This window comes from Streptomyces sp. NPDC045287, from assembly GCF_056432325.1.
Window position 1 is genome coordinate 415,486 of sequence record NZ_JBWKJG010000003.1, and the last position, 16,014, is coordinate 431,499.

The following is a 16,014-nucleotide window of genomic DNA, read 5'->3' on the forward strand; positions in this document are numbered from 1 at the left end:
GAGCGGAACCAGGGTGGTCACGCAGCGGTAAGGGGTGGTCGCAGGACGGGGTAGTGACACGTTGCGATTCAGTCCGTAGGCTTCTGAATATGGATATGCACACTGTCGTGGTGGGGACGTCCGGTACCACCGCCGCCGACGTCATCGCCGTCGCCCGCGGCAATGCCCGCGTCGAGCTCTCCCCGGAAGCCCTCGACGCCCTCGCCCGCGCCCGGGAGACCGTGGACGCCCTCGCCGCCAAGCCCGAGCCGGTGTACGGCGTGTCGACCGGGTTCGGGGCGCTCGCCACGCGGCACATCGGCCAGGAGCTGCGCGGCCGGCTCCAGCGCAACATCGTCCGCTCGCACGCCGCCGGCATGGGCCCGCGCGTCGAGCGGGAAGTCGTGCGCGCCCTGATGTTCCTGCGCCTGAAGACCGTCGCCTCCGGCCACACCGGCGTCCGCCCGCAGGTGGCGCAGGCCATGGCCGACGTCCTCAACGCGGGCATCACCCCCGTCGTCCACGAGTACGGCTCCCTCGGCTGCTCCGGCGACCTCGCGCCGCTCTCCCACTGCGCCCTCGCGCTCATGGGCGAGGGCGACGCCGAAGGCCCCGACGGCACCGTCCGCCCCGCCGGGGAACTGCTCGCCGAGCACGGCATCGCCCCCGTCGAACTGCGCGAGAAGGAGGGGCTGGCCCTCCTCAACGGCACCGACGGCATGCTCGGCATGCTGGTCATGGCCCTCGCCGACCTGGAGAAGCTGTACAAGACGGCCGACGTCACCGCCGCCCTCACCCTGGAGGCGCTGCTCGGCACGGACAAGGTGCTGCGCCCCGAGCTGCACGCCATCCGCCCGCACCCCGGCCAGGCCGCGGCCGCCGCCAACATGCTCGCCGTCCTGGAGGGCTCCGGCCTGGTCGGCCACTTCCAAGTGGACGAGGCCCCTCGCGTCCAGGACGCCTACTCGGTGCGCTGTGCCCCGCAGGTCGCCGGCGCCGGCCGCGACACGATGGCGCACGCCCGGCTCGTCGCCGAGCGCGAGCTGGCCGCCGCCGTCGACAACCCGGTCGTCCTGCCGGACGGCCGCGTCGAGTCGAACGGCAACTTCCACGGCGCCCCCGTCGCGTACGTCCTCGACTTCCTCGCCGTCGCCGCCGCCGACCTCGGCTCCATCGCCGAGCGCCGCACGGACCGGCTCCTCGACAAGAACCGCAGCCACGGCCTGCCGCCCTTCCTCGCCGACGACGCGGGCGTCGACTCCGGGCTGATGATCGCCCAGTACACGCAGGCCGCGCTGGTCAGCGAGATGAAGCGGCTCGCCGTCCCGGCCTCCGCCGACTCCATCCCGTCGTCCGCGATGCAGGAGGACCACGTCTCCATGGGCTGGTCGGCGGCGCGCAAGCTGCGCACCGCGGTCGGCAACCTCAACCGGATCCTCGCCGTCGAGCTGTACGCGGCGGCACGCGCGATCGAGCTGCGCCACGGGCTCACCCCGGCGCCCGCGTCCCGCGCCGTCATCGACGCCCTGCGCGCGGCGGGCGTGCAGGGGCCCGGACCGGACCGGTTCCTGGCGCCCGACCTGGAGGCGGCGGACGCGTTCGTACGGGAGGGCGGGGTCGTCGCCGCGGCCGAGGCCGTGACGGGCCCGCTGGCGTAGCGGACGGCCCCGGGGCGCACGCGTCAGAGCGCCGCGTGCGCCCCGCGCCGTACCGCGAAGGTCACCAGGCCCAGACCGACGGCGAGGAACGCGGAGCCGCCGAGCAGGTACGGCGCGCTGTCGACGCCGGCGCCCGTGTCGGCCAGCCGCAGCTCCTGCCCGGCGTGGCCCCGGGGCCCCTCGCGGTCGGAGGCGGGCGGCGCCGCGGCGTCCTGTGACGACGGCCGGCGGGACTCCGGGGAGGCCGGTTCCTCACCGGTGGCGTTCGCCGAGGGGACGAACCACAGAGCACCGAGCAGCGTCCCGGCGGCGGTGGCGGTCAGCAGAGGTCGGCGTGCGACGGACACAGATTCAGATCCCCTTGCGGAATCGAGAATTGGGTGTTGCGACGATGCTAGTGAACACAGCGGGTCGTGGAAAAGTCGCGGCTCCGGGCGGCCTACGCTCCGTCATATGAGTGCTTCTGAGACCTCACGGTATGTACGACTTCGGGTGGACCTGGTGCTGGAGGTGACCGAGCGGGACCGGCTGACCGACGCCGCTCTGCGACGGATCGACGACGACGAGTTCATGCCCGAGAAGGAGCGGGCGCACGCCGGGGCGGTCGTCCGCGAGGACGAAGCGGAAGCCCTCGCGTACCTCGTCGAGCCGTTCCACCTGATCGGCGAGGTGCCCGGCGTGGAGCTCGTCCAGGCGTCCTGGAGCAGCGAGCAGGCCGACTACGACCCCGACGTCGACGCCTGGCACCTCGACGACGAGGACGAGGACGGGGACGCCGAGGACGAGGCGGACGGGGACGAGGGCGACGGGGAGGGGGGTGCGGACGGCCGGGACGGCTGAGCCGGATGTGTGACACCCTTCAAGGTCCCGGGCGCACGCACGCGCGTGCGTCGTGTCCGGGGCCGCCCCGCGCGCGGGAACCGGGCCGCGCGCCGGTGCGTCGTTCAGTGGTGTTCCCCACACCCCGCACCGAAGTGGAACCGGAAGGGGTGTTATGGGTGTTCTGGGGAAGTGTTGACAGGGAATCCGCGACGATGGAGAAGCGTGTGATGACGGACGGTAAGCGGCGCAGAGGTCTGATGACCGCGTCCGCACTGCTCAGTGGTGTGCTGGTGCTCACGGGCTGCGACAGCGGCGACGAGGCCGGTGCCGCCAGCGGCAGCAGTGAGAGTCCGAACAGCTCGCAGGCCCAGGTCGACGAGGCCGCGGCGCAGAAGACCTCGCAGGCCCGAATATCGATCACCCCGAAGAACGGCGCGATCAACGCGTCGATCAACAACGACGCCAAGGTCACGGTCGCCGAGGGCACGCTCACCTCGGTAACGATGACCTCTCCCGAGGGCACGGAGGTCAAGGGCGAGATCTCCGCGGACGGCAAGAGCTGGCAGCCGTCCGAGCAGTTGGAGCGCGCGACCACCTACAAGATCGCCGCGACGGCGAAGGACTCCGAGGGTCGCGAGGCCCACGAGAACTCGTCCTTCACGACGGTCTCCCCGGCCAACAGCTTCATCGGCAACTTCACGCCCGAGGACGGCTCGACCGTCGGCGTCGGCATGCCGGTGTCGATCAACTTCAACAAGCCGATCAGCGACCGGAAGGCCGTCCAGGCGGGCATCGAGGTGTCCTCCTCCAGCGGCCAGGAGGTCGTCGGGCACTGGTTCAACGCCCAGCGCATCGACTTCCGGCCCGAGCAGTACTGGGCCGAGGGCTCCACGGTCACGCTGAAGCTGAAGCTCGACGGGGTCGAGGGCGCGGACGGCGTCTTCGGCGTCCAGCAGAAGACCGTCACGTTCAAGGTCGGCCGCAACCAGGTCTCGACCGTCGACGTCGCCACGAAGACCATGAAGGTCCAGCAGGACGGCAAGACGATCAGGACGATCCCGATCTCCGCCGGCTCCCCGGAGAACCCGACCTACAACGGTCAGATGGTGATCTCCGAGAAGTTCAAGGAGACCCGGATGAACGGCGCGACCGTCGGGTTCACCGACGACGACGGCAAGGGCGAGTACGACATCAAGGACGTCCCGCACGCCATGCGGCTGTCCACGTCCGGGACGTTCATCCACGGCAACTACTGGGGCGCCGACTCCGTCTTCGGCAACGCCAACACCAGCCACGGCTGCGTGGGCCTCAACGACGTCAAGGGCGCCGGCGACCCCAACCAGCCCGCCGCCTGGTTCTACGACAACTCGCTGATCGGCGACGTGGTCATCGTCAAGAACTCCAAGGACAAGACCATCAAGCCGGACAACGGCCTCAACGGCTGGAACATGAGCTGGGCCGACTGGAAGGCCGGCTCGGCCCTCTGACCCGCCGGTCTCCGACCCGCCGGTCCGCCGGCCGACCGGTCCACCGGCACCGTACGACGAAGGCGGCGGCGCTCCCTCGCGGGGCGCCGCCGCCTTCGCCGTGCCGGCCTTTCGCGCCGTGCCGGCCTTCGCGCCGTGCCCGCCCTCCGTGCAGTGCCGTGCCGGCCTTCGCGCCGTACCCGCCCTCCACGCCGTACCGCCGCGGCCCGCGGCGCCGCGTCGGAGCGGGTCCGACGAGCCGCGCGCCCTTCCCCGCCACCCGCCGCCCGCCACCCACCGGGCGCACGGCGGAACGCGCGGGGCTCAGGGCTCCCCGGCGACGGAGGTCCCGGCCGTGCCCGACGGGGCGTCGGCGGCGTCCGGGCCCCAGTTCGCGAGGAGGCGCAGCGCCTCGGCGGCGGGGGAGCCGGGCTCCGCCGCGTACGTGACGAGGCTCTGGTCGTGGTCGTCGGCCAGCTTCAGCGTCTCGTACGACAGGGTCAGCTCGCCGACCAGCGGGTGCCGCAGCCGCTTCGCGCCGTGGCCCTTGTCCTGGACGGTGTGGGCCGCCCACAGCGACCGGAACTCGGGGCTGCGCACCGACAGGTCCCCCACGAGCGTCGCCAGCCGGGGGTCGTCGGCCGAGCAGCCCGCGTACATCCGCAGGACGCTCACCACCTCCGTCGCCTTCGCCTCCCAGTCGACGTACAGGTCGCGGGCGGCGGGCGACAGGAAGACGTGCCGGGCCATGTTCCGCTCCTCCGGCTCCAGCGCGGCGAAGTCCCCGAACAGGGCCCGCGCCAGCCGGTTCCAGGCGAGGATGTCCAGCCGCTGGCCCAGCACGAGCGCCGGCACCGACTCCATGGAGTCCAGCAGGTGCAGCACGGCCGGCCGCACGGTCTGCCGGCGGAAGCCGCGGGGCCGCTTGCGCTTCTTGTCCGCGGGCTTCGCCAGGTGCAGCAGGTGGTCGCGCTCGGCGTCGTTCAGGCGCAGGGCGCGCGCGATGGAGTCGAGGACCTCGACGGAGACGTTCTGCCCGTTCCCCTGCTCCAGGCGCGTGTAGTACGCCACCGAGACGCCCGCCAGCAGCGCCAGCTCCTCCCGGCGCAGCCCCGGCACCCGCCGCAGCCGCCCCACGTGGGGCAGCCCGACGTCCTCCGGTCGCAGCCGGGCCCGCCGGCCGCGGAGGAACTCGCTCAGTTCGGCACGCTGGTCCATGCCCCCAGTATCCCGGCCGCCGGTGACGGGCAGCGGGGCGTCCCTGTCCCCACCGGTGGTAGGAACAGCGGTCGTACGAACGACAGGGGGCTGGGTGGAGCCGCGGGTGGCAGGCAGGATCCCCACCATGACCATGAACGTTCCCGCATACGCGACCCCCGCCGCCAAGGCCCCGCTGGAGCGCACCACCGTGCCGCGCCGCGCGGTGGGTGCGCACGACGTCCTCATAGAGATCAAGTACGCGGGCATCTGCCACTCCGACATCCACCAGGCCCACGACGGCTGGGGCGAGGGCATCCACCCGATGGTGCCCGGCCACGAGATCGCCGGCGTGGTGGCCGAGACCGGCGCGTCGGTGACCCGGTTCCAGGTCGGCGACCGGGTCGGCGTCGGTTGCTTCGTCGACTCCTGCCGGGAGTGCGCGTACTGCCGCCAGGGCCAGGAGCAGTACTGCACGCGCGGCATGACCGGCACGTACAACGACCGCGACAAGAACGGCGACCCCACCTACGGCGGCTACTCGACGCACATCGTCGTCGACGAGGACTACACCCTCCGCATCCCCGACGCGCTGCCGCTGGACACGGCCGCGCCCCTGCTGTGCGCGGGCATCACCCTGTACTCGCCGCTCGCCCGCTGGAAGGCGGGCCCCGGCAAGAAGGTCGCCGTCGTCGGCCTGGGCGGCCTCGGCCACATGGGCGTGAAGATCGCCCACGCGATGGGCGCCGAGGTGACGGTGCTCAGCCAGTCGCTCCGCAAGGAGGCGGACGGCCGCAAGCTGGGCGCCGACCACTTCCACGCGACGAGCGACCCGGCGACGTTCCAGGAGCTCGCCGGCACCTTCGACCTGATCGTGTCGACCGTCTCCGCCCCGCTCGACCTCGGCGCCTACCTGGGCCTGCTGAAGACGGACGGCGCGCTGGTGAACGTGGGCGCCCCCGAGGAGCCCGTCTCGCTCAACCTCTTCTCCCTCATCAACGGCCGCAAGACCCTCGCCGGCTCGATGATCGGCGGCATCGCCGAGACGCAGGAGATGCTCGACTTCTGCGCGGAGCACGGGCTGGGCGCGGAGATCGAGGTGATCCGCGCGGACCAGATCAACGAGGCGTACGAGCGCGTCCTCGCGAGCGACGTCCGCTACCGCTTCGTGATCGACGCGTCGACGATCTGACGGGCCGCGCGCGGGCAATGCCGCAGCGATCGCGGCTCCGGACCCGGCGGGCGGCCGTACGGGAGGGCCGTGCGGACGGCGGTCCGTGCGGGCGGGCCGCGGTGCCCGCCCGCACGCCGGGCTCGGGCCGTCGGGCTCAGCCCTCCGCCGGGGCCACGCCGACCGGGCAGGAGACGCCCGTGCCGCCGATGCCGCAGTAGCCGGCCGGGTTCTTGTCCAGGTACTGCTGGTGGTACGGCTCCGCCGGGTAGAAGGGGCGGTCGTCGGCGGGCAGCAGTTCCGTGGTGATCGTCCCGTAGCCGGAGGACGTCAGGACCCGCTGGTAGGCGTCGCGGGACGCCCGCGCCGTCGCCGCCTGGGCGGGGGAGTGGGTGTAGACCGCCGAGCGGTACTGGGTGCCCACGTCGTTGCCCTGGCGGTAGCCCTGGGTGGGGTCGTGGGCCTCCCAGAAGACCTTCAGCAGCGTCTCGTACGAGACCTCGTTCGGGTCGTGGACCACGCGGACGACCTCCGTGTGGCCCGTCAGGCCCGAGCAGACCTCCTCGTACGACGGGTTCGGCGTGTAACCGCCCTGGTAGCCGACGAGCGTGGTCCACACGCCCGGCGTCTGCCAGAACTTGCGCTCGGCGCCCCAGAAGCAGCCCAGCCCGAAGTCCGCCACCTCCAGGCCCTCCGGGTAGGGGCCGAGCAGGGGCGTGCCGAGGACCGTGTGCCGGTCCGGGACGGTGAACTCCGGCTCGGGGCGGCCCTTGAGCGCCTGCTCGCGGGTGGGCATCTCGGGGGTACGGCGGTACAGGAACATGACGCGTCTCCTCCATGGCGGTCGCCCCGACTGCAACGCCCCGGCGCCGCGGGGGATTCCCCGGCGTCCCCGCCGCGCCCCGCGCACCGCAGGGTCCCGCCAGGGGCAGCACACCGCGCCCGGGCCGGCGTAGCGCGACCACGGGAAGGCGCCCGCGTACCCGTCGACCGGCCGGAACCGCTCCAGCGCCGCCTCGGACCGGCCCCGTCGGGTCAGGAAGTACGCCGGCAGGTGCCGCACCCCCGCCGTGTCCGGGCGGCCGGGCGGGCGGCCTCCCCCGCGTCCGGCCACGCCCCGTCGTCCTCGGCGGCGGCTTCGCCCGGCGGGTGCGCGTACCGGGTCCGCCGCTGCCGGTCGCGCCGCTCCCGCGCGGCGGCCGGCGGCCGGGGCGCCGGCTCCCGGTCGCCGTGCGCCGACGCGGCGGCCGGGGCCCGCTCCAGCTCGGGGGCGGGCCCGGAGACCGTCGTGTTCCGCCGCGACGCGGGCAGCGGGCCGAGCGCCGTCGCCTCGCGGGCCGCGGCGGGCGATTCCCGCTTCGGCGGCTACCCCGTGGCCCGCCGGTACGCGGCGTGGCCCACCGCGACCGCCGCGGCGATCACGAGCACGCGGACGACCTCCACGCTCACGGGGTGGCCTCCCCGGCGGCCGCGTTGACCGCCGACTCGTCGCGCATCCGGCAGAACTCGCCCGCCGGGTCGCCCCGGTACCGCCACGGCAGGGCGCCCACGTACCCGTCGACGAGCCGGAACTGCTCCAGCGCGGGCTCCCACCGCTCCTGGAGGTACAGGTAGTAGGCGAGCAGGTGCCGGACCTCCGCCAGCCGCGGGTGGTCCGGGTCGGCGGCGGCCGCGTCTGCGAGGGCGGCGTCCACGGCCGCGTACATCTCCGGCGTGCGGTCCACGTCCGCCGAGTCGGACTCGTCGTGCTCGAAGTGCGCGATCAGCGGGAACGCCGTCATCAGCGTGCCGGGGGGCGCCTCGGCCGCCGCCTTCACCGCGAACGCCCGCGCCAGCTCCTGCGAGCCGTGCCACTTGCCGCACCAGTACTGGAGTGCCGAGAAGTGCGCCTCGTAGTGGTGCGGGGCACGGCTGGTGATGTCGTTCCAGATGCGGTGCATCTCCTCGTGCGGGTAGCCCAGGCCGATCGCCGTCCAGATCTCGCCCACGTACGGGGACGGGTCGCCCGGCACGGCCAGCTCCGCCGCCCGCGCGTGCTCGTGCCGGGTGCGGGCCAGCGTGCGGTGGAAGCCCTCGAACTGCTCCGACGTCGTGTGCGCGGCGCGCTTCGACCCGCGCACCTTCCACGCCAGGAACACCGAGCTGCGCGCCCGCAGCAGCGCCGCGCCCGGGTCGTCGGGGCGGGCCGCCTCCCAGGCCGACAGCCACGCGTCGTCCTCGGCGGCCACGTCGGCCAGCTTCTCGACGTACGCCGTGCGCCGCTCCCAGTCGCGGGTCGCGGCGGTCTCGTCGAGCAGGGCGGCGGCCGGCGCCCAGTCGCCCGCGCGGGCGGCGGCGACGGCCACGGTCATCGCCCGGGGCTGCGGCGCGGACAGCTCGGTGTGCTGCCGCTCGGCCGGCAGCAGGCCGAGCGCGGCGACGCGTTCGGCGGCCTTCGCCGCGGCCTCCTCGGCTTCGGGGTCGGAGCGCCATCCCTCGATGGCGCCCTCGACGATCGCCTTCAGGAAGTACACGCCGGCCGCCAGGACGAGGAGGACGACGGGGGTCAGGACGACCCAGAGCAGGATCTTCACGGATGTGGCCTCGGGGGTGTCGGGTGTCGGCCGCGGCCGGCGGCCTCGGGGTGGATGCGTGCCCCGGGATTCGGGGTGCGCCCGGGGGCGGGTGTGGTCTCGGGGGCGGGTGCGCGTGCGCGGCTGGAGGCGGACGTGGTCTCGGGGGCGGGTGCGAGTCCGGGGACGGGTATGTGACTGGGGGCGGGGGCGTGCCCCGGGGACGGACGCGCGCCCCGGGGAAGGGAGCCGTGCCCCGGGACGGGTCCTGGAGCGGGCGCACGCCCCGGGGGACGGGAGCGGGGGCCGGCGAAGGCCCCCGGCGGGTCAGGCGGCGGCCAGCAGCCGGCGCAGCGGCGCGGTGTCGGGGCGGTCGGCGACCGCGGCGTCGAGCGCGGCCGGCAGCTCGTCCTCGTAGCCGGGGGGCGTACGCAGCGACGCCGACTCCGACCAGGACAGCTCCCAGCGGGCCGCGCCCCGGGCGATCAGCTCGCCGGCGACCATCCGAGCCAGGCCCCGGCGCAGCACCGGGCGGGCGAACTCGCGGGCCGCGCGGCCCTGCGCCGCCGCGGCCCACTCCGACTTGGGCAGCCGGTCGGCGACCTCCCAGCCGACCCCCAGGTCCAGCGCGTTGAGCAGCGCACCGAGCGAGCCGTCGCCGCCGGTCACCTCGGCGGTGGCGCTCCGCAGCGGCTCCGCCTCCTCGGCGAAGTGCGCGGTCATCGAGGCGTGCACCAGCTCCGGCCAGTCGACGCGGCGCAGCCGCAGCGCCTCCGGGGTGAGCGCCGCGTGCTCGACGGCGACCAGCGCCGTACCGGGATCGGCGAGCAGGCCCAGCGCGGGTCCCGCGGGCTCGGACGCGCGGCCGTCGTCGGGCAGGGCCTCCAGGCGGGCGACGCGCTCGGCGATCGGCGGGTGGGAGTCGTACGGGGAGGCGGGCTCGGTCGGCAGTTCGCGGCGCAGCTCCGCCAGTTCGCCGGCGCGCGCGGCCAGCAGGTGCCGGATGCCGCCGAACACCTCACCGGGCGGCGGCAGCAGGCCCGCGCCGACGCCGAGGGTCGCGTACGAGCTCATGTAGAAGTCGTGCGCGGAGTCCAGGACGGGGACCTCGCGCAGCGCCGACGCGGTGGCGTCACGGCCCGCGACGCGGGCGGCGGCCAGGTCGGCGGCGAGCTCCTGGCGGCGGGAACCGGCGAGGGTGGCCCGCAGGTAGAAGTGGCCGTACGCCCGGTAGACCTTCGCCATGGCGCGGTACGTGAGGCCGACGCCGGTCGTGTCGACCTCCTTGGCCTTCTTGCCCTTGGCGAGCTTCTTCTCGTTCTTCTTCTCCTGCTTGGCCCGCTCCTTGGCGACCTTGCTCCCGGCCCGCTCCTCGAAGTGGGCGATGGTCCGGGCGACCTGGACGCGGCCCCGGACGGTGATCGCGGCGAGGCGGGTGTCGGCGTTGCCGTAGTGGCCCATCTCGTGGGCGAGCACGGCGCGCAGCTGGGCCTCGCTCAGGCCCGTCATCAGCGGCAGGCCCAGGTGGAGCCGGCGCGTGCCGCCGAGCAGGCCGAGGAACCGGGCCTCCTCGCTGACGGAGGCGTTCATGTCGGCGGTCAGCCGGATCTCGTCGGGCGCGCGGGTGCCGACCTGCGCGGCCAGCTCCCGCACGGCCTGCCACAGGCGGGGTTCTTGGTCGTCGGTGACGAGGACGCCGTACGCGCCGTCGTCCTTCGGGGTGCGCAGCATGAACATGCCCCGCACGATCGGTACGGCGAGCAGCGCGCCGACGACGTACAGCTTCACGGCGAGGCCGCTGGGCGCCCAGAGCGCCGCGGCCCAGCCGGCGCCGGCCAGGACGGCGAGCATGGCGAAGCCCAGCAGGTAGAAACCGGAGAGCAGGAGCAGGGCGCGCAGCGCGCGCACGGAAGCGCCCATCGGGCAGAGTCCCCCCACGGGATGGAAAGAGGCATGACGAAGAGGCGTGGGGGGAAGCGGAGTATCACCCACCGGCGGGGCGAATCGCAACTGTGTTCCATCGGGGTCGTTCCGCCTCCGGGGCGCCCCTCCGGCGGCGCGATCGCCCGGGGAGGCGGAACGGTCCGGGGGATCAGTGCGGCAGGGTCGCCGGGCTGCCGCCGTTCGCCTCGTACCCGGCCACCGCCAGCGCCCGGTACACCGCGTACTCCGCCGCCGGGTCCTCGCTCATCGTCCACGGCAGCGCCCCGACGTGCCCGTCCACGTGCACGATCTGGTGCATGGCCTCGCTCCAGCGCTGCGCGCCCACCAGGAAGTGGACCAGCAGGTGGCGCACGTGCGCCAGCATCGGGTCGTCCGGGCGGGCCGAGTGCACCGCGTACAGCGCGCCCTCCACCGCCCGCGACACGACCTGCGTCCCGTAGAAGTCCCGCACCAGCGTCAGGTCGGGCAGGTGCTCCCACACCGCGAACAGCGGCAGCGCGGCCAGCAGCGAGCCCTGCGGGGCGCGGGCGGCGGCGGACTGGGCGAACCGGTCGGCGTCCGCGCGGGAGCCGTGCCACTTCTCGCACCAGTAGTGCAGGGCCGCGATGTGCGCCCCCATGTGCTGCGGGTTCCGGTCGATGACCTTCGCCCACACCTGGTCGAACTGCTCGTGCGAGTACCCCAGGCCGCGCGCGACGGCCAGCTCGACGATGTACGGCACGGGGTCGCCCGGGGCCAGCAGCGCGGCCTGCCCGCACACGGTCCGGGCCTCCTCCAGGATGATCCGGAACTCGTCGGTGCCGACCTCCGCCGTCCGCCACGCCTGCTGCACCAGGAACTCGGCGTGCACGGCCGCGCCGCCCGCGTCCTTCGGCGCCTCGGCCCGCCACGCCCGCAGCCAGGCGCCGCCGGCACCCGGCCGCTGCGCCAGCTCCAGCGACGCGGCGCCCGCGAACGCCTGCACCCGCTGCCAGCGCACCTCGCCCTCCTTGGGCGTACCGGCCAGCAACTGCGACGCGGCCCGCCAGTCCTGGGTGCGCTGCACGACGTCGAGGACCTCCACCAGGTCCTGGTCCGGGCCGGGCATGCGGACGTCGAGCAGTTCCTGCCGCACGAAGCCGTAGGCGAGCGGGTCGGCGGCGTCCGGCGCGCCGGGCTCGACCAGGCGGATGCCGCCGGAGCGGCGCCGCAGCAGCCAGGGCGCGACGACCGCGGCGATCAGGCCGACGGCGAACAGGAACCAGAGAATCTCCACCATGTGCCCATTGTCCCGGACGCCCGCCGCAAGGCGCCGGGCGCGTCCGCCGCACTACGCTCGCCCCATGAGCGACGAGCACACCCACCAGAACTTCGAGACCCGCGCCATCCACGCGGGCAACACCGCCGACCCGCTGACCGGCGCGGTCGTCCCGCCCATCTACCAGGTCTCCACCTACAAGCAGGACGGGGTCGGCGGCCTGCGCGGCGGCTACGAGTACAGCCGCAGCGCCAACCCGACCCGTACGGCGCTGGAGGAGAACCTCGCCGCGCTGGAGGGCGGTCGCCGCGGCCTGGCGTTCGCGTCGGGGCTCGCCGCCGAGGACTGCCTGCTGCGCGCCCTGCTCGCCCCCGGCGACCACGTGGTGATCCCCAACGACGCGTACGGCGGCACGTTCCGGCTGTTCGCGAAGGTCGTCTCGCGCTGGGGCGTCGAGTGGTCGGTCGCCGACACGTCGGACCCGGCGGCGGTGCGGGCCGCGCTCACCGACCGCACCAAGGCGATCTGGGTCGAGACCCCGTCGAACCCGCTGCTCGGCATCACCGACATCGCGGCCCTCGCGGAGGTGGCCCGCGGGGCCGGCGTGAAGCTGGTCGTCGACAACACCTTCGCCTCGCCGTACCTCCAGCAGCCGCTGGCGCTCGGCGCGGACGTCGTCGTGCACTCGCTCACCAAGTACATGGGCGGCCACTCCGACGTGGTGGGCGGCGCGCTCGTGACGGCGGACGAGGCGCTCGGCGAGGAGCTCGCGTACCACCAGAACGCGATGGGCGCGGTGGCCGGGCCGTTCGACTCGTGGATCGTGCTGCGCGGCATCAAGACCCTCGCCGTCCGCATGGACCGGCACGGCGAGAACGCCGCGCGCGTGGCGGAGATGCTGACCCGGCACCCGAAGGTGACGCAGGTCCTCTACCCGGGCCTGCCGGAGCACCCGGGCCACGAGATCGCCGCCAAGCAGATGCGCGGCTTCGGCGGCATGGTGTCGTTCCGCGTCGCGGGCGGCGAGGCGGCGGCCGTCGCGGTCTGCGACCGGGCGAAGCTGTTCACGCTGGGCGAGTCGCTGGGCGGCGTCGAGTCGCTGATCGAGCACCCGGGCCGGATGACGCACGCCAGCGCGGCCGGTTCGGCGCTGGAGGTCCCGGCGGACCTGGTGCGCCTGTCCGTCGGCATCGAGAACGTCGACGACCTCATCGCGGACCTGCGCCAGGCGCTGGGCTGACCGGCGCTCACCACGGTTCGAGCGGCGGCGTCGTCCGCAGGGGCGGCGCCGTCCACGGCTCCGCGGCGCACGCCCACACGGCGAACGCCACGGCCGCGGCGGCCAGCAGCAGCCACAGCGCCCGCCGCCACAGCCGCCGGCGGCGCCGGACGCGCCCGCCGTGGGCCAGGGCGCGGGCCAGCAGGTCCGGCGGCACGGACGGGCGGGCCGCCCCGGCGAGCAGCCGGCGGACCTCCTGCTCCTTGCGGTCGCCGGTGGCGCTCATGCCGCCGCCCCGCCCGGTGTCCCCGCCCCGCCCGGTGTCCCCGCCCCGCCCGGTGCGCCCGGTGCGCTGCGCAGGGTCCCCACGCCACGCCGGCACAGTTCCCGCACGCGTTCCCCGGTCAGCCCCATCAGCGCGGCGACCTGCTCGTCGTACAGCCCCTCGTACAGCCGGAGCACCACGGCGAGCCGTTCCCGCGGGGTGAGCCGGGACAGCGGGCCGCCGCGCCCCCGGCGGAACCGCCGGGCCGCGCGCGCGAACCCCACGGCCAGCTCGCGGCGCGCGTACGCGTACGGGTCCTCGCCGCGCAGCCGGTCCCAGTGGGCGTACGTCGTGCCGAGCGCGGCCGTCAGCAGCCGCTGGGCGTGCGGGTTGGCGCCGGGCGGCTGCGAGGGCTCGCCCGTCAGGAGCGTCGCCACGTGCAGCAGCCGGCCCGCCGTCCCCGCCACGAACGCGGCGAACCCGGAGTCCTCTACGGCCACGTCCTCATCTGAGGGCAGCAGCGGTGCCCGGTCAAGGGCCGTGCGCGGAGCCGCCGGCCCGACCGCGCGTCAGGCGGGGCCGCCCGGCTCCGGGTCGGCGGGCTGGAGGCCGAGCTGACGGACGGAGAGCGCCGAGTTGAAGCGGGTGAGCAGGGTGCAGAACGCCTCCCGCTCGTCGGCCGTCCACCCCTCCGTCACCCGCGCCATCAGGTCGCGGCGGGAACTGCGCACCTCCTCCAGGCGGGCCTGGCCGCGCGGCGACAGCTGGAGCACGACGGCGCGGCCGTCCTCCGGGTGCGAAGTCCGCTTCACCAGGCCGGTGTCGACGAGCGGCGCGACCTGGCGGGTCACCGTGGACGAGTCGATGCCCATCCCGGCCGCCAGCGCCTTCACGCCCATCGGGCCCTCCTGGTCGAGCCGGTTGAGCAGCAGGTACGCGGCCCGGTCCATCGAGTTGCGGAGCTGACCGGTTCCGCCGAGGCGGGTCTGCTCGGCCCGCCGGGCGAAGACGGCCACCTGGTGCTGGAGGGCATCGAGGAGACCGGTTTCAAGATCAGTCGTCATGTCCTGTGAAGTGGGCATGGCTGGGGCTCTCTCGTGCGGCGGTCGGTTTTGGTGGGGGAAAGAGTACGCGGAGTGCCGCGTGTCCGTACCGGCGCTGCGCAAACGAGATGGACTACTTCCCGAGCTGCGAGACTGCTGCCATGAGCTTCCGCACCACTCACCCCGCGCGGCACGTCATGCTCGACGACGTGCGGGGCGCCCAGAAGATGCTGACCGGGGTCGCGCGGATGACCGCGCTGGAGGGCAGCAGGCACCTGTCGGGGCTGGTCGGCGCCCCCGTCCACCTCAAGTGCGAGAACCTGCAGCGGACCGGCTCGTTCAAGCTGCGCGGCGCGTACGTGCGGATCTCCGGGCTGCGGCCCGAGGAGCGGGTGGCCGGCGTGGTCGCCGCCTCCGCCGGGAACCACGCGCAGGGCGTCGCGCTGGCCTCGTCGCTGCTGGGGGTGCGCTCCACGGTGTTCATGCCGGTCGGCGCCCCGCTGCCGAAGGTCGCCGCGACCCGCGAGTACGGCGCCGACGTGCGGCTGCGCGGGCAGGTCGTCGACGAGACGCTGGCGGCGGCGCAGAGCTACGCGCGCGACACGGGTGCGGTGTTCATCCACCCCTTCGACCACCCGGACGTCATCGCGGGGCAGGGCACGGTCGGGCTGGAGATCCTGGAGCAGTGCCCGGAGGTGCGGACGGTCGTCGTCGGCATGGGTGGCGGGGGCCTCGCGGCGGGTGTCGGCGTCGCGGTGAAGGCGCTGCGGCCCGACGTGAGGGTGATCGGCGTCCAGGCGCGGGCCGCCGCCGCGTACCCGGGGTCGCTGGCGGCGGGCCGGCCCGTGGCGGTGGAGTGCGGGCCCACGATGGCGGACGGGATCACGGTCGGCCGGCCGGGCGACGTGCCGTTCGGGATCGTCCAGGAGGTCGTCGACGAGGTCCGCACGGTGTCGGAGGACGCCCTGTCGTCGGCGCTGCTGCTGTGCCTGGAGCGGGCCAAGCTGGTCGTCGAGCCGGCCGGGGCGAGCCCGGTAGCGGCGCTGCTGTCGGACCCCGGGTCGTTCGAGGGGCCGGTGGTGGCCGTGCTGTCGGGCGGCAACATCGACCCGCTGGTCCTCCAGCGGGTGCTGCGGCACGGCATGGCCGCGGCCGGCCGCTACCTGAGCCTGCGGCTGCGCCTGCCGGACCGGCCGGGCGCGCTGGCGAACCTGCTGGGCGTGCTGACGGTGGCCGACGCCAACGTCCTGGACGTGGGCCACGTCCGCACCGACCCGCGGCTGGGGCTGACGGAGGTCGAGGTGGAACTGCACCTGGAGACGAAGGGCCCGGAGCACTGCGCGGCGGTGCAGCACGCGCTCCAGGAGGCCGGCTACACGGTCCTGGGCTGAACCGCCGCCCCACCGGGGGGTGTTCGGGCGCGCCCCGCTCCGCACGAAGGGCGGCCGTGCCTTGCGAGAC

Annotated in this window: 15 protein-coding genes; 6 read left to right on the forward strand and 9 right to left on the reverse strand. The window is 74.5% G+C overall.

The features are described from left to right. The first annotated feature begins 95 nt into the window (after window positions 1-95). Window positions 96-1,637 (forward strand): histidine ammonia-lyase, encoded by a 1,542-nt coding sequence (hutH, locus tag AC07D6_RS07755; RefSeq protein WP_479042975.1) that lies wholly within the window; start codon window positions 96-98, stop codon window positions 1,635-1,637. 23 nt (window positions 1,638-1,660) lie between these two features. On the opposite strand, the gene AC07D6_RS07760 is transcribed toward hutH, so the two are convergent. After that, the gene (locus AC07D6_RS07760) at window positions 1,661-1,984 is read right to left on the reverse strand and encodes a hypothetical protein (protein ID WP_315875839.1); all 324 of its coding nucleotides are present in this window, start codon (window positions 1,982-1,984) and stop codon (window positions 1,661-1,663) included. A gap of 106 nt (window positions 1,985-2,090) precedes the next feature. Here AC07D6_RS07760 and AC07D6_RS07765 point away from each other — a divergent pair, with 106 nt between their 5' ends. Next, a complete protein-coding gene (locus tag AC07D6_RS07765) occupies window positions 2,091-2,477 on the forward strand; it encodes a hypothetical protein (RefSeq protein WP_479042855.1) in 387 nt (128 codons plus the stop codon). Window positions 2,478-2,671: 194 nt separating this feature from the next. Then, complete coding sequence (locus AC07D6_RS07770) at window positions 2,672-3,946, forward strand: L,D-transpeptidase (RefSeq protein WP_315875841.1); 1,275 nt, start codon at window positions 2,672-2,674, stop codon at window positions 3,944-3,946. A gap of 303 nt (window positions 3,947-4,249) precedes the next feature. Here the strand turns inward: AC07D6_RS07770 and AC07D6_RS07775 are convergent, their stop codons facing one another. After that, complete coding sequence (locus AC07D6_RS07775; RefSeq protein WP_315875842.1) at window positions 4,250-5,143, reverse strand: helix-turn-helix domain-containing protein; 894 nt, start codon at window positions 5,141-5,143, stop codon at window positions 4,250-4,252. Between the two features lie 127 nt (window positions 5,144-5,270). On the opposite strand from AC07D6_RS07775, the gene AC07D6_RS07780 reads away from it, so the two are divergent. After that, window positions 5,271-6,314, forward strand: a complete 1,044-nt coding sequence (locus tag AC07D6_RS07780; RefSeq protein ID WP_479042857.1) for an NAD(P)-dependent alcohol dehydrogenase — start codon at window positions 5,271-5,273, stop codon at window positions 6,312-6,314. A gap of 136 nt (window positions 6,315-6,450) precedes the next feature. On the opposite strand, the gene msrA is transcribed toward AC07D6_RS07780, so the two are convergent. The 4 genes from msrA to AC07D6_RS07800 form a co-directional block, all read right to left on the reverse strand. Beyond that, on the reverse strand, window positions 6,451-7,116 hold the full coding sequence (msrA, locus tag AC07D6_RS07785) for a peptide-methionine (S)-S-oxide reductase MsrA (RefSeq protein ID WP_315875848.1): 666 nt from the start codon (window positions 7,114-7,116) through the stop codon (window positions 6,451-6,453). Window positions 7,117-7,738: 622 nt separating this feature from the next. After that, complete coding sequence (locus AC07D6_RS07790; protein ID WP_479042859.1) at window positions 7,739-8,866, reverse strand: hypothetical protein; 1,128 nt, start codon at window positions 8,864-8,866, stop codon at window positions 7,739-7,741. A 306-nt stretch (window positions 8,867-9,172) separates the two neighbouring features. Then, entirely contained in the window at window positions 9,173-10,765 is a 1,593-nt protein-coding gene (locus AC07D6_RS07795; RefSeq protein ID WP_479042862.1) for a M48 family metallopeptidase, read from the reverse strand. 172 nt (window positions 10,766-10,937) lie between these two features. Next, window positions 10,938-12,044: a hypothetical protein gene (locus AC07D6_RS07800; protein WP_315875885.1), complete on the reverse strand. Its 1,107-nt coding sequence runs from the start codon at window positions 12,042-12,044 to the stop codon at window positions 10,938-10,940. Window positions 12,045-12,111: 67 nt separating this feature from the next. On the opposite strand from AC07D6_RS07800, the gene AC07D6_RS07805 reads away from it, so the two are divergent. Next, entirely contained in the window at window positions 12,112-13,266 is a 1,155-nt protein-coding gene (locus tag AC07D6_RS07805; RefSeq protein ID WP_315875851.1) for a cystathionine gamma-synthase, read from the forward strand. A 7-nt stretch (window positions 13,267-13,273) separates the two neighbouring features. On the opposite strand, the gene AC07D6_RS07810 is transcribed toward AC07D6_RS07805, so the two are convergent. The 3 genes from AC07D6_RS07810 to AC07D6_RS07820 form a co-directional block, all read right to left on the reverse strand. After that, window positions 13,274-13,531 carry a hypothetical protein gene (locus AC07D6_RS07810; RefSeq protein ID WP_315875852.1) on the reverse strand — a complete coding sequence of 86 codons (258 nt, stop codon included), beginning with the start codon at window positions 13,529-13,531 and terminating at the stop codon, window positions 13,274-13,276. Next, window positions 13,528-14,010, reverse strand: a complete 483-nt coding sequence (locus AC07D6_RS07815; protein ID WP_479042865.1) for a sigma factor-like helix-turn-helix DNA-binding protein — start codon at window positions 14,008-14,010, stop codon at window positions 13,528-13,530. Before AC07D6_RS07815 ends, AC07D6_RS07810 begins: the two co-directional genes overlap by 4 nt. A 69-nt stretch (window positions 14,011-14,079) precedes the next feature. Continuing rightward, complete coding sequence (locus AC07D6_RS07820; protein WP_315875854.1) at window positions 14,080-14,592, reverse strand: MarR family winged helix-turn-helix transcriptional regulator; 513 nt, start codon at window positions 14,590-14,592, stop codon at window positions 14,080-14,082. 122 nt (window positions 14,593-14,714) lie between these two features. Here AC07D6_RS07820 and ilvA point away from each other — a divergent pair, with 122 nt between their 5' ends. Then, window positions 14,715-15,944 (forward strand): threonine ammonia-lyase, encoded by a 1,230-nt coding sequence (gene ilvA / locus AC07D6_RS07825; protein WP_315875855.1) that lies wholly within the window; start codon window positions 14,715-14,717, stop codon window positions 15,942-15,944. The last annotated feature ends 70 nt before the right edge of the window (window positions 15,945-16,014 follow it).

Excerpts from the sequence above, each read along its gene's own strand:
- hutH (WP_479042975.1), top strand. The coding sequence starts at position 96 with ATGCACACTGTCGTGGTGGGGACGTCCGGTACCACCGCCGCCGACGTC.
- AC07D6_RS07765 (WP_479042855.1), top strand. The coding sequence starts at position 2,091 with ATGAGTGCTTCTGAGACCTCACGGTATGTACGACTTCGGGTGGACCTG.
- AC07D6_RS07780 (WP_479042857.1), top strand. The coding sequence starts at position 5,271 with ATGACCATGAACGTTCCCGCATACGCGACCCCCGCCGCCAAGGCCCCG.
- ilvA (WP_315875855.1), top strand. The coding sequence starts at position 14,715 with ATGAGCTTCCGCACCACTCACCCCGCGCGGCACGTCATGCTCGACGAC.
- AC07D6_RS07810 (WP_315875852.1), bottom strand. The coding sequence starts at position 13,531 with ATGAGCGCCACCGGCGACCGCAAGGAGCAGGAGGTCCGCCGGCTGCTC.
- AC07D6_RS07775 (WP_315875842.1), bottom strand. The coding sequence starts at position 5,143 with ATGGACCAGCGTGCCGAACTGAGCGAGTTCCTCCGCGGCCGGCGGGCC.
- msrA (WP_315875848.1), bottom strand. The coding sequence starts at position 7,116 with ATGTTCCTGTACCGCCGTACCCCCGAGATGCCCACCCGCGAGCAGGCG.
- AC07D6_RS07820 (WP_315875854.1), bottom strand. The coding sequence starts at position 14,592 with ATGCCCACTTCACAGGACATGACGACTGATCTTGAAACCGGTCTCCTC.
- AC07D6_RS07770 (WP_315875841.1), top strand. The coding sequence starts at position 2,672 with ATGGAGAAGCGTGTGATGACGGACGGTAAGCGGCGCAGAGGTCTGATG.
- AC07D6_RS07805 (WP_315875851.1), top strand. The coding sequence starts at position 12,112 with ATGAGCGACGAGCACACCCACCAGAACTTCGAGACCCGCGCCATCCAC.
- AC07D6_RS07795 (WP_479042862.1), bottom strand. The coding sequence starts at position 10,765 with ATGGGCGCTTCCGTGCGCGCGCTGCGCGCCCTGCTCCTGCTCTCCGGT.